Origin of the sequence: Sphingorhabdus sp., from assembly GCF_035329025.1 — a bacterium.
Lineage (GTDB): Bacteria > Pseudomonadota > Alphaproteobacteria > Sphingomonadales > Sphingomonadaceae > Sphingorhabdus_B.
Genome location: NZ_DAOLHN010000056.1, coordinates 1 through 12906, shown reverse-complemented (window position 1 = coordinate 12906; position 12906 = coordinate 1). Strand labels below are relative to the sequence as shown.

Annotated in this window: 8 protein-coding genes; 4 read left to right on the top strand and 4 right to left on the bottom strand. The window is 57.5% G+C overall.

Annotated features, from left to right (window positions below):
* The first annotated feature begins 208 nt into the window (after window positions 1-208).
* The 4 genes from thyA (at window position 209) to PKC81_RS13215 (ending at window position 4803) form a co-directional block, all read left to right on the top strand.
* Window positions 209-1132 carry a thymidylate synthase gene (gene thyA, locus PKC81_RS13230; RefSeq protein WP_324336848.1) on the top strand — a complete coding sequence of 308 codons (924 nt, stop codon included), beginning with the start codon at window positions 209-211 and terminating at the stop codon, window positions 1130-1132.
* Between the two features lie 104 nt (window positions 1133-1236).
* On the top strand, window positions 1237-2520 hold the full coding sequence (locus PKC81_RS13225) for a 3-methyl-2-oxobutanoate dehydrogenase (2-methylpropanoyl-transferring) subunit alpha (protein ID WP_324336846.1): 1284 nt from the start codon (window positions 1237-1239) through the stop codon (window positions 2518-2520).
* A complete protein-coding gene (locus tag PKC81_RS13220) occupies window positions 2517-3542 on the top strand; it encodes an alpha-ketoacid dehydrogenase subunit beta (protein ID WP_324336844.1) in 1026 nt (341 codons plus the stop codon). Before PKC81_RS13225 ends, PKC81_RS13220 begins: the two co-directional genes overlap by 4 nt.
* Window positions 3543-3546: 4 nt before the next feature.
* The gene (locus tag PKC81_RS13215; RefSeq protein WP_324336842.1) at window positions 3547-4803 is read left to right on the top strand and encodes a dihydrolipoamide acetyltransferase family protein; all 1257 of its coding nucleotides are present in this window, start codon (window positions 3547-3549) and stop codon (window positions 4801-4803) included.
* 3 nt (window positions 4804-4806) lie between these two features.
* Here the strand turns inward: PKC81_RS13215 and PKC81_RS13210 are convergent, their stop codons facing one another.
* From PKC81_RS13210 to PKC81_RS13195, 4 genes are all read right to left on the bottom strand, one after another.
* Complete coding sequence (locus PKC81_RS13210) at window positions 4807-9894, bottom strand: hypothetical protein (protein ID WP_324336840.1); 5088 nt, start codon at window positions 9892-9894, stop codon at window positions 4807-4809.
* Window positions 9895-9946: 52 nt separating this feature from the next.
* The gene (locus tag PKC81_RS13205) at window positions 9947-11026 is read right to left on the bottom strand and encodes a hypothetical protein (protein ID WP_324336838.1); all 1080 of its coding nucleotides are present in this window, start codon (window positions 11024-11026) and stop codon (window positions 9947-9949) included.
* 68 nt (window positions 11027-11094) lie between these two features.
* The gene (locus PKC81_RS13200; protein WP_324336837.1) at window positions 11095-11556 is read right to left on the bottom strand and encodes a hypothetical protein; all 462 of its coding nucleotides are present in this window, start codon (window positions 11554-11556) and stop codon (window positions 11095-11097) included.
* An 8-nt stretch (window positions 11557-11564) separates the two neighbouring features.
* The gene (locus PKC81_RS13195) at window positions 11565-12539 is read right to left on the bottom strand and encodes a hypothetical protein (protein WP_324336835.1); all 975 of its coding nucleotides are present in this window, start codon (window positions 12537-12539) and stop codon (window positions 11565-11567) included.
* Between the last annotated feature and the right edge of the window lie 367 nt (window positions 12540-12906).

Genomic DNA, 12906 nt, shown 5'->3' with positions numbered 1-12906 from the left:
CCCCTGCCTCCCGAAGACAGTGCTCTACCAGGCTGAGCTATTCCCCGACCGATGCTTGAAGCCGGTCCAAGACCGGCAAGGCAGGCGGTGCCTATAGAAGGGCGGTTCCAGCCTTTCAAGCGTAAAGATGCAATAATCTGGCCATTGCCGATTCCCCGTTCTGCGAATAGCTTCAGCGTATACAGACTCGACGGGGAAGGCGCTCTGAATGAGCCATTATGAAGACCAGTATCTGGACCTGATGCGCCGCATCTGGACCGAAGGCGCGGTGCAGGAAGACCGGACCGGCGTGGGTACGCGCTCGCTATTCGGCGCGACTATGCGCTTTTCGCTGGCAGATAATGCTATCCCCTTGCTGACGACCAAACGCATTTTCTGGAAAACTGCCGCGCGTGAGATGCTGTGGTTCCTCACTGGAGACACAAACATCCGCAATCTGTTGAAGCAAAAGGTGCGGATCTGGACCGATTGGCCGATGGAGCGTTATCGCCGCGAAACTGGCGATCAGATTTCCCAAGAGGATTTCGAGCAGCGCATCGTCGACGATATCAATTTTGCCGAAAAATGGGGTGATCTTGGCCCGGTCTATGGTGCGCAATGGGTGAATTGGCCCAAATATGAGGATGCAGGGCGGGGGCTCTATCGCCGCGCAGATAAAGGCATCAACCAGATCGAATTGCTGGTGCAAAGCCTGAAGAGCAATCCGGGTTCGCGCCGACACATCTTTGAAGGCTGGAATGTTGCTGAGCTTGACCGGATGGCCTTGCCGCCCTGTCATAAAACCTATCAATTCCATGTGGCGGATGGCGTATTAAGTGGATTGTTGTTCCAGCGTTCGTGTGATCTGGGGCTGGGTTTTGGCTTCAACGTTTTCGCCGCATCAATGCTGATCCGGATGCTCGCACAACAATGTGGATATGAGCCGGGAGAACTGATTTGGCAGGGCGGGGATGTGCATTTGTACCTGAACCATGCCGAACTGGTCGAAGAGCAATTGTCGCGTCAGCCGGCAGGCGATCCCAAATTGCACCTGTTGCGCAAGCCTGAAAGCATTTTTGACTATGAGATCGAGGATTTCGAGGTGCTCGATTATCACCCGCAAGCCCATATTTCTGCGCCTGTCGCAGTTTAGGTCAGCGATATTGACCTAAAAAGGAGTTTGAAATATTCTAACAAGAGCGGACAACAAACAAATGTGATTCGCGTGGAGCCCTGTAAAGGGAACGAGAGGAAGCGATGACAGGCAAAAAGTCCAATCTTGCGCCGTTGCGGCTGCACATTCCGGAACCCAAATTCCGTCCCGGCGATGAGGTGGATTTCAGCGATGTCGCTGTTCCGCCGGTCGATTCCATACCACGTCCCGATGAAGCCTCGCTACCGGCGGACATCCAATCGCTGGCATTCGGGCTGGTGCGCGTGCTCGATAACGACCATCAGGCAAAAGGCAGCTGGAATCCCAACCTCGATGCCGAACAGCTTCGCCTGATGCTCCGCAACATGATGCTGACCCGTGCCTTTGATGACCGCATGTTCCGCGCGCAGCGGCAGGGAAAAACCAGCTTTTACATGAAATCGACGGGTGAGGAGGCTACGTCGGTCGCAACAGCGATGGCGCTGGCCAGCGATGACATGTGTTTCCCCAGCTATCGCCAGCAGGGCATCCTCCTGACGCGCGGCTATCCGATCGTGCGGATGATGAACCAGATATATTCGAACAGTCAGGATCATCTGAAGGGCCGCCAACTCCCGATCATGTATTCGGCGCCAGAGTGCAGTTTTTTCACCATTTCGGGCAATCTGGCGACGCAATATCCGCAGGCCGTAGGCTGGGCGATGGCCAGCGCATCACGCGGCGATACGCGTATCTCTGCAGTCTGGTGCGGTGAAGGTTCTACCGCAGAGGGAGACTTCCACAGTGCGATGACTTTTGCGGCGGTCTACAATGCGCCTGTCATCCTGCAGGTGGTGAACAACCAATGGGCGATTTCCTCTTTCTCTGGCATTGCGGGTGGCGAACGCACGACCTTTGCGGCGCGCGGATTGGGCTATGGCATTGCCTCGCTGCGGGTTGACGGGAATGATCCCTTGGCTGTTTATGCCGCGATGCGCTGGGCAGCAGACCGGGCGCGGACTAATAACGGCCCAACCTTCATTGAATATTTCACCTATCGCGCTGAAGGCCACTCAACCTCTGACGACCCCGGCGCCTATCGCGCGGCACAAGAGTTTGAAAAATGGCCGCTGGGTGACCCTGTTGACCGGTTGAAAAAGCACCTCATCCTGCTTGGCGAATGGAGCGAGGAACAGCATCAGGCGCAGCATGACGAGCTGGCCAATCTGGTTAAGAAAACCCAGAAAGAGGCAGAGGCGAACGGCATATTGGGGCATGGAATGCACCAGCCGTTCGAAACGATGTTCGAGGATGTTTTTGAGGAAATGCCCTGGCACCTGAAAGAGCAGTGCGCGCAGATGATTGACGAACAGCACCGCAAATTCGGCCCTGAGTGGGAGCCGAAATGATGGCCGACACCAAAACCATGAACATGATCGAAGCGATCAATAGCGCGCTCGACATCATGCTGGAACGCGATCCCGATGTCGTCTTGATGGGGGAGGATATCGGCTATTTCGGCGGCGTGTTCCGCGCGACCGCTGGTTTGCAGGCCAAGCATGGCAAAACCCGGGTGTTCGATACCCCAATCAGCGAATGCGGAATCATCGGCGCGGGCGTCGGCATGGCAGCCTATGGCTTGCGGCCAGTGCCGGAAATCCAGTTTGCCGACTATATCTACCCGGGCCTCGACCAGCTAGTCAGTGAAGCGGCACGCTTACGCTATCGCTCGGCAGGTGACTTCATCTGCCCGATGACCGTTCGTTCGCCTTTTGGCGGCGGGATTTTCGGTGGGCAGACGCACAGCCAGTCGCCGGAAAGCCTTTTTACCCATGTTTGCGGCATCAAGACGATTGTTCCGTCCAATCCTTACGATGCCAAGGGCCTGCTGATCGCGGCTATCGAGGATAATGATCCTGTGATCTTCTTCGAACCCAAACGCATCTATAACGGCCCATTCAGCGGCTATTATGACCGCCCGGTCGAGCCATGGTCGAAACATGCAGCGAGTGCTGTTCCCGAAGGCTATTATCGCATCGAACTGGGCAAGGCCGGAATAGTCCGCGAAGGCGAGGCACTGACCATCCTGACCTATGGCACAATGGTGCATGTGGTGCAGACCGTTGTAGCCGAAATGGGCCTTGATGCGGAAATTCTCGACTTAAGAACGCTTCTTCCATTGGATGTTGAAGCAATTGAAAAATCAGTAAAAAAGACCGGACGCTGCCTGGTAGTTCACGAGGCCACCCGTACTAGCGGTTTTGGTGCAGAACTGGCGGCGCTCGTTCAGGAACGCTGCTTCTACCATCTCGAAGCGCCGGTAGAACGCGTCACCGGCTTTGACACGCCTTATCCGCACAGCCTCGAATGGGCCTATTTCCCCGGCCCGGTTCGCATTGCCAGTGCCATTGAAAAGATCATGAAGGACTGACGTCATGGGTAAGTTCACATTCAAGCTGCCTGACATTGGCGAAGGCATTGCCGAGGCTGAAATCGTCGCTTGGCACGTCAAGATTGGCGACCGGATCGAGGAAGATCAGCCGCTCGCGGACATGATGACCGACAAGGCGACAGTCGAAATGGAAAGTCCGGTGGCTGGCGTCGTGACGGCTGTTGCAGGCGAAGAAGGCGATGTGATCGCCATCGGATCAATGCTGGTTGAGATTGAAACCGAAGGCGCGGGCAATGAAGAAGCTGCGCCCAAGCCTGTTGCTGAAACACCCAAAGTGGAAGCGGAACCGGTTGCTTCTCCCCCGTCGCCTGCTCCAGCACCTGCACCAGTAGAAACTCCGCAAGTGGAGGCTGTCGAAGCACCGGTTGCAATCAAGCACGAAAAAATCACCGCTTCTCCGGCGGTTAGGGCACGTGCCAAGGAGCTTGGCGTTGATCTAAGTGACGTCAGGGCGTCGGGCGGACATGTTCGCCACGCAGATCTGGACGCCTATTTGAACTATGGTGCGGGGCAGGGCTATCGTGCAGCCGGCGCTTCCTCAAAGCGGGCCGATGAAGTGGTCAAGGTCATCGGTATGCGTCGCCGTATCGCCGAAAATATGGCGGCGTCGAAGCGCAACATTCCGCATTTCAGCTATGTCGAAGAGTTTGACGTCACTGCGCTGGAAGCGATGAGGGCTGATCTGAACGCTAATCGCGGCAATCGCCCCAAATTGACCATGCTGCCGTTCCTGATCGTGGCGATCTGCAAGACCTTGCCTGATTTTCCGATGATCAACGCCCGTTATGATGACGAAGCCGGTGTGGTCACACGCTACGGCTCGGTGCATCTCGGCATGGCAACGCAAACCGAAGCTGGGCTGATGGTCCCGGTTATCCGTGACGCGCAGGACAAGAATGTCTGGCAATTGGCGAGCGAGATTGGCCGTTTGGCCGAAGCCGCCCGCAATGGCAGCGCCAAAAGTGATGAACTTTCCGGTTCAACGTTGACGGTGACGTCACTCGGCCCGCTTGGCGGCATTGCAACCACGCCGGTTATCAACCGTCCCGAAGTCGCCATTATCGGCCCGAACAAAATCGTCGAACGTCCGGTATTTGTCGGCGATGCCATTGAAGCGCGTAAGCTGATGAACTTGTCGATCAGTTGCGATCACCGCGTGGTCGATGGCTGGGATGCGGCGAGCTATGTGCAGGCGCTCAAAAAGCTTGTCGAAACGCCGGTTCTGCTGTTCGCGGACTAAAGGTTAGAGCCCCAGACCCTGAAAGCTGGTCTGGTCGAACTTCAGTTTGAAGGTCAGGAAGGGGCCGCTGCGGGTGTAGCGTGCCTCTTCGAAGTCGCGATCTTCAAAGCCGACGAAATTGTAACCGAGCGTGACGTTTGAATTGTCGAACGGCGTCACCGTCAGTGTTGGTCCACCCGACCAGGCGATGTTTTTGCCCGAGGTGCCAATGCGGGCCGTACCCGAGATGCCCACATCTGCGACATCTGAGAAATCAAAGCGCAGGTCGGCGCCGACAACATTGCTCCAACCCTTGACATCGTCCGCGCCAAAACGGTCGGTGTTGTAGCGGGTGCCCCAGAAGAAGGCATATTCGCCGCGTTCGATGAAGCTGCCATCGCGCTCGTCAATCGGGGTGTAGTTGACCGACAGGCTGTTGATGATGCGGGTCGATTTGACGTCACCGCTGACAAGCAACGGCGCACCGCCGATCGGTCCCGGAAGACCAGCAGTTGCGTTCTTCACCGCATCATAGCGATATTCGGTCTTGTTGAGGAACGACCACTGGCTGCCCGAGGGGCGGTTGGCCCAGCTGATTTCGGCCTGTGCGGTCTTTGTCGATGCGCCGCCGTCCTGCTTGGCCTTGAACCAGTTGAGTGCGCCGCCCACAGCTTTGCCTTCGCCGATCTGGCGCAGGATGGCGGTGGTCAGGCCATAACGCTGGGTGGTGTCACCATCGCGCCATTCGGCACGACCGGTCCAGCTCCAGCGTTCGCCATGATAGCTGGCGCCGCCGGTGACTGCGACGAAATCTTCAGTCAGCGTGCCGTCGCTGCCCAGGAAACCGCCGGAAGCGACGGGCTGCAACGGATTGATGACATCGCTGCGGTCGAAGCCGCCAATGGTTTGGTTGCCATCGAGCGTGAAATCAACCGACCATTTGTCGTTGATCTTGAACGATTGCGCGAGTCCGTAGGATGCAAAGCTGCGCGCGCCGAACTCGCCGATATCCTGCTGGTTGGCGCTCGCAACGATGCGACCGCCAGCCCAGGGGGCGATGTCAAAACCGATACGTGCAGTGCGTGCATCGATATTTTCACCCTTGGCGATTTCATAGCTGCCGACCAGCGCGATATCGTTGCGGATCGCATAGCGTGCGCCCAGACGGTGGCGGGCAGGGAAGTCGATGCTCTCATCTTCGCCACCCAGAGCGAACTCGGTTTGCGCGTCAAGTTCGAGCTTGCTGGTCAGCTTGTATGAACCGGCGATACGAGCCAGTGTCGACTTGTTCGTCGTGCCATCGGCTAGCTTATCATCGGCATGGGTGATGCCAGCGCGCAGCGAAGCCTTGTCGTCACGATATTCGAGTTCGGTCGATCCCGCGATGCGACGGGCACCGGTTTCGATATAATCTTCCTGATAACCGATTGCCGAGAGCGACAGCTTATCGGTCAGGCGATAGCGGCCATCGAGGCCAAATTTTTCGGTGCCTACTTCGCTGCGGTTCGTCTGGCCGACGCCGAAGCGGGCCGACTGGCGCCGATAATAAGCCAGCACGTCGAGCTTCGCACCATGTTGTTCGGCCTCGAGCAGCACAGCCGAAGCGCCGCCGGCATCGGTGGTTGCGCTGCCTGCATTGGCCTTGCCATTGGTTGCGGCAAATTCGGCGCGCAATTCGGTGTTCGCGGTCGGACGATAGCGGACGTCGGCGCCGACAAGGTTGGTCTTGTCGGTATCGGTTTCGTCGTGGATCGCGGTTGCTGCAATCTGCAGCTTCTGGTCGGGCGACTGCCATTTGACACGGCCGCCAGCGTTGTTGACACGCTTGCCAACGCCATCGACTTCATATTCGGCGATGATGAATTGCGGGTTCAGGCCGCTCGAGCGCGACAGGATCGGCTCACGGAAACGCAGCGTTCCGGCGAGGTAATCGATGTCATAGTCGATATGGCGCACAAGGGCTTTGCGGTCGATGATGATGTTCGACTGCAAACGATCCCGCGTTTCGATGGTGATGCGTTCGCTGTTGGCGAGGATATCGCGGGTGGCGAGCGCGTAGGGGCCGGTCAGGCCCGTGCCCTGGATTTCTTCGCGACGATAGCGATAGGGGGTGTCCGCTGCAAAGGCCTGCGCGTGCACGTCATCGCTGCGATATTCGGCCTTAATGCCGTTGAAGCTGCGCTGATAGCGGGCCAGTTCAGGCTCATCGATGCCGGTCTGATAGTCGCCGAACAGCGCATAGAATTGCGGGCGTTCGAGCTTCAGATACAGGCGGCGGATTGAAGCCGCGTCATAGCGCTGCTCGCTGCGATCGGCATAAACGGTGTAATAGCGACGCGGATCGATGGTGCCTGCAAAACGGGCATCGTCAGCCTTTTTGTCGCTGTCATAGGCCATGGTCATCAGCCATTTGCCGCTCACACGACCCTTGGCGTAGAGGGCGATGCGGCCATCGACATTCAACTGGTCATCTTCGCCAGCCAGATCCTGAAGACCTTCTTCAAGCTTGTTGAAACCGAGGGTGCCGGCTGCAAAGCCAACCACGGTCCAGGGGCGATCGCCCGGATCGAGCCAGGTTTCGATACGCTGGGTACGTTTTACCTGGCCATCCTGGAAGTTGAAGCTGATTGCCACGGCACCGGAAGCGGTTGTCGGCTCCAGTTCGATATAGGCAACGCCATCTTCGCCGATCACGCGCCACACCGGTGCCGCACGTTCGAGGCCGGACAATTGGCTTGCCTGCTGGGCATCGATTTCGACAGCGGGACGATAAGGTTCGGTAACGCTGAAATCGCCGACTGCATCGGGCTGGATGGGTTTGCCCGAACGATCGGTGAATCGCACTGCAATACGGGGGCGATTGACACCGTCGGCAAGCAGCAGCGACTTTTCTTTCAGGAACTGCGCCTGAATTGCGGGGGTAGCAAAATGGACCTGACGCTCCAGCTTGGCGACTTCCTGACCTTCGCTGTTCAGCACGCGCGCAACCAGCGCATTGTTGCCTGCAACAATCGGAACGCCGCGCCAGATGCTGACATTGACCTGGCCGTCCCCACTGCGCTTGACGCCATCGAAATTCAGCGGGTCAACGATCTTGCCATTGGCGCTGAGTTCGATGCGCTGGCCAGCAGCATGTTTGATGGCAACGCGGATCGCGGGCACAGGCGGGTTGTGGTCGGTGCCGGGAAACAGAAATTCCAAGCCCGGCGCCTGACCGGCAACCCAATCTTTTTCACCGCCAGCAATGCTGCGTTCTTCGGCGTTCGGCGCAACCGGTTTGGAAGCAATTTGTGTGGCTTCGCGACGGGGGCTGACCTGTTTCGAGCGAAAATCTGCGCGTTTAAGATTACCGCCGCGACCTTCGACAAAGCGCGAGATCGCACTTCCGGCGCTGCGTGTATTCTGCGCGCAGTCGACAGGCGCCTGATCAAGCGGGAAGGTCGACGGGTCGACTTGCACAACATGCAGGCCGGGGACCACGCCTTCGAAATGATAGCGGCCGTCAATGTCGGTGATGGCGTAGCTGCCATCTTCAAGCATGACGCGCACGCCGCTGATGCCCTTTGCTTTACGCGGATCGACGCTGCATCCGCCTTCGGTAAAGCGACCAACTATGGTGAAGCGTTCGCTTATCCCGTCGCGGATGATGCGGATTGCGGCATCGACTGTTTCGCTGCTCGCACCTCGATTATCGCGGGCAGATGCACGGTTGACGGCATCGCCCGAACGGGCATCAACGCGCACTTCTGCCAGATACGTCAACAGACCCGATGCGCCCCCAGCAAGCGGTGGTAAAACAACCGAAAACTCGCTGCCATCGGCTGTTGCAACTGGCGTAACCGAGGTGCCATTATAGCGCACGCTGTTCAGGCGCAGCCGCATCGATGCCGGTAAAAGGTCGGTGACTGTAATCGGACCGCTATTGCGGACACGATCAGGATTCCGCACCTCGATGCGGTATTGAACGACATCACCGGGCATGGCTGTAACGCTTGAAGTCGACTTCCGCAGCTGCAAACTGCCGCCGGGCCGGTCCATCGGTACGTCGATACGCACCGGTGCAGGGTCGTTCAGTGTAATGATTCCGCCATAAGAGCCGTCGGCAATAACGAACTGGCCGCCGTCGGGGCGCGTCAACAGCGCTATTTCAGCAGGCGTAGCCACCGAGGGATGCGTGTAAGGCGCTGGCGGCGTGATAATCAGCCGGTAAGTGCCCTGGCGCAGGAAGGGGAAGCGGTAAAAACCGGACGGGAAGGCGTAAATCTGCCCTCCACCGTCTGTAACCGTGCTTCCCGCTATAATGGTACTCGGGAAACTAGAGACGCCGTCATCGCCAAACACCTGTGCAGGCTGGCCGGTTGCCGCGTCTACGATAGTCACCCGGGTGCCATCGACAGCAGTGCCGTCGGCACTGTCAAAGGTCAATCCGAACGGATCGACGAGAATATCGACATCTGCACCGGCAATCGGATTGCCATTTTGGGCATTGTCGAGGTCAAAATGAAGTTGGTCGCCGGGACGAACCGACAGGACGCAATCGCCCTGAATTGCCGCAGGCGGTGCAGCCTTGGTATTCACCAGAGCCAGAAAAACCGACGTATTGGCGCCCGTTTCGGTCAGAATGAACCGCTCGATATCGCCAGTGTCGGTCGAAATTTCAGCTTCGAAGCTGTCAATCGTACCTGGATTGCTGTTTTGACCCGGTGCCGTCACCTTCAGAACCAATGGTTCCCCCGCGCGAATGGAAGATGCCGGGGCGATTGACGCCGGATTGGTTGAAAGACCGGCAAAAACGCCTTGAAGGTTGACCGGCTGAAGCCCGTTGGTGCCCCGGCACATCGTCTGCGGCAAAACGGCTTGGGTAGAACCGCTTGCACTGGTGAAACGGAACACCTCAAGTGTCGCCGGTTGCGGATTGGAGCGGTCGACAACGATATCGACGCTGTTTGAAGGCCGTGACAGCGGCTGTCCGCCGGATGTCCATTCCGCCTGCGCTGTGTTGCTGATGATATTCGGCAACACTTGCGCATGCGCGGGAAGGCAGGCGGCAGCCAAGTGGGCAGCTGCCGCCAGCGTTCCTGCGCGTTTGATAAGATGTTTAGTTAACAGCATTTTTAGAGAAAAAGGCGGGGTTGAAGAGAGCCTTCGTCCCCGCCTTGCTTCTTTAGTTGATGGTAACGCGGAAGATCAGGCCGCTCGTCGAAGCCGCGCCAACACTGGCGAGGGTTCCGTTGACGCGCGGTGACGGCGTTGTGGTGTAGCTACCGCCTGCCGAACCGGCCGAGCAGCTTTGCGTTGCCAGACCATAGTCGGTTACGGTTGCACCCAACAGGATCGAACCTGTAACAAACGTCGTGTTCGCAGGAATCAAATCCTCAATCGCGACGCTGGTTGCAGCGACGCTACCGGTGTTCTGGACTGCGATGCAATATTCCACCGTCGCGCCGGGCAGAGCTTTCGGGTTGATGCCACTTACAAGGTCGCTGACAACGCGGCTCGACTTGAACACGCCCAGCGTTGCCGACTGTACGGTGTAGTCGTCGAGTGCGGATTCAACAGCATCGCGACCGGTATCAGCCAGAACGGTGTCGACAGCGCCAGCGACGTTGGCGTCGGCGTCGGTCGATACATTTTGGCCAGGGCCGCTAAGAACAAAGGCGGTGCCATTGCTCAGCTTTGCGGTGGCTTGCAAGCTAACGCCCGCAATCTGGCCATTGGTGGCTGCGGCCGGAATGTCGCCCAACACAAGAATGTTGACGCTGTTGCTGCCGGTTGTTGCCGATAGATCGTTAACGGTCAGCGTTGCGGTTGCAGGCGCATCGCAGACATTGTTGTTGTCCGCGTCGAGGCAGATCAGCAAATTGGTGACGTCAAATCCGTCTGTCCCGCGCGGTGCTGCCGCACCGGTCAACAGGTTGGCCGCTGTCAGGTCAAAGTCGAGCAGATCGTTTGACAGGTTGGTCAACGTAAATGCTGTTTGCTGGGCAAGTTGCCCAGGATTGACTGTGGTGGTGCCGATGGTCGCACGTTCGACAACGGTAAAGTTGACCTTGCGGTCGACCTTGAACGTATCGGTGTTACTGGTGACCGGCGTCTGTGCCGTGGTTCCTACGGTGTAATTTACAGTCACACTGTTGGTGATGTCGGTGCCCTGGGTTGTGCCCACCGCAAAGGCCGGAGCGGAAACCCCGAGCGTTGCGGCAAGCGCAGTTGAGGCAACGAGGGATTTAAGCGTACTGGTCATGCTTATACTCCGGTTGCATTGGATTTGATCGCTTGTGCCGCAGCAATCGTTACGGTTTCGTTTGGAGGTCATCGTACGACCCCGCGAAAGACGAGCTTGCCGGCAGATCCTGCCGCAAGCGTTTGATTCATGTTCCATTTCAGATGGGTTACGTCGGCGGGTAAAGCCTGACGAAAGGTACCATCAGGCTTCGCAACTTTGAGCTGCGACATAACACCCCAGCTTTTGCCGCCGTCGACCGAAACAACTTCCGTGCCATCCATAGTGCCCGAAAAGGCAACTGCTCGGGGGATCGGGTTGGTGACAATGAAGTTCGATGCCGGTTGCGTTCCGACATTTTTATAGCGCACGACAAAGACCAATTGATCGCCGGGTACTACGAGTTTGGGTGCTTCAAGCACTGTCGCTACGGTACCATCGGCACGTTTGTGTTCACGTTCAACAAAGACGTCGCTGGCGAGTTCAACCGGTGCTGAAATCGCTGGGAGGGCGGTGGCCAAGGCTAGCAATGCTGCGATCATGTGTTTCATAGTGGAACTCATTGAATAGTGACCTGGAAGGTGACCGTGCGGGTCTGTCCGGCGGGGACATTGCCCAGCGACACGTTCACTCTGGTGCCGTTAAAGTTGCCAGCGTCGGCATCGACCGCATCGGTTTGCGCCGCTCCCTCAAGGGTGAGGCTGGCAGGAACATAAGTTGTGCCTGTCGGAATGGGGTCGTTGATGGCGAGGTTGTTCAGCGTGCCTGCGCCGCTGATCGTCGCCACAATCGTATAAGTGATGGTCGACCCCGGAACAGCAGTCGTGCCACCAAAGGGATCGGCAACAACAGCTGATTTTGCCAAGGCTACAGAAGCGGCGTCGACGCGAAGAAAGCCGCTTGCCTCACCTTCTGCGCCGCTGGTTCCGACTACGGCATTGCCGCCGCCTTCACCCGCACCTGCAAATGATGTTCCCGGTGCCCCGGTTCCGGTGTTCGCAGCAGCGACCAGGCTGACATTGGCCCGATCACCATTGGCTTGCGTCGCCGGTATATTTGTGAGGACGAAGACATTGATGCTTTGATCAGGTGTCAGCAGCGGGTCGTTAGTGCCCGCGACATAGATTGTGTCGACACCGGCATCATAGACACCATTGTTGTTGGTATCGAGCACCACTTGCGAAAGGGCGGGATCGAAATCATCGCCGCTGTTGGCGACATTCGGAGTCAGCGTGAAGACTTCGGGACCATTGCCGTTGTTCGTCACCTGATAGGTCAGCACCGCGTTGGTGGCACCATTGGTGGTGCCGACGTCGCCAGGATTGCTGCTGACGACAGTGACGTCGAGCAGTTCGTCGACGAGAATGACCGCCACGTTCGATTGAATATCAACCGGGCCCGCGCCCGCATCATAGCTCGCGGTGGCGATATTCTCGATGTTGGTGCCTGCAAGTGTGCCTGCGGCATGAGCGGTTGATCCGAAGGCTGAAGTCGCGGCAACAACTGCCAATGCCGATGCGCAGCGAAGACGCAACAATGCGTTTCCGTGGCTTGAGCGGGATGTATTGGTTCTCAACATGCTGGCTCTTATGGCAGAGCGAGGTCAAGAAATGGTTAAGCCAAGGACTAGCCTGTTAACGAGCCAACATATTGTATGTATTAGATATATATGGCATCAAACTTGTCGAATCTTGTAAAATCAAACGAGAATGGTAAATTATGCCGAAAGTTTTAGCTGGAACCGATTGGTGGCCACCAAACGCATTGCGCAAGAAAATTTCGTTTCTTTCATTCGCGCTGTTGACAGTTGCAGTGACCGCTTCTAGTAGCGCCGTCACCGCATCAAGCGGGTGTAGCTCAGTTGGTTAGAGCGCCGGCCTGTCACGCCGGAGGTCGCGGGT

Excerpts from the sequence above, each read along its gene's own strand:
- PKC81_RS13200 (WP_324336837.1), bottom strand. The coding sequence starts at position 11,556 with ATGAAACACATGATCGCAGCATTGCTAGCCTTGGCCACCGCCCTCCCA.
- PKC81_RS13220 (WP_324336844.1), top strand. The coding sequence starts at position 2,517 with ATGATGGCCGACACCAAAACCATGAACATGATCGAAGCGATCAATAGC.
- thyA (WP_324336848.1), top strand. The coding sequence starts at position 209 with ATGAGCCATTATGAAGACCAGTATCTGGACCTGATGCGCCGCATCTGG.
- PKC81_RS13225 (WP_324336846.1), top strand. The coding sequence starts at position 1,237 with ATGACAGGCAAAAAGTCCAATCTTGCGCCGTTGCGGCTGCACATTCCG.
- PKC81_RS13215 (WP_324336842.1), top strand. The coding sequence starts at position 3,547 with ATGGGTAAGTTCACATTCAAGCTGCCTGACATTGGCGAAGGCATTGCC.
- PKC81_RS13205 (WP_324336838.1), bottom strand. The coding sequence starts at position 11,026 with ATGACCAGTACGCTTAAATCCCTCGTTGCCTCAACTGCGCTTGCCGCA.
- PKC81_RS13210 (WP_324336840.1), bottom strand. The coding sequence starts at position 9,894 with ATGCTGTTAACTAAACATCTTATCAAACGCGCAGGAACGCTGGCGGCA.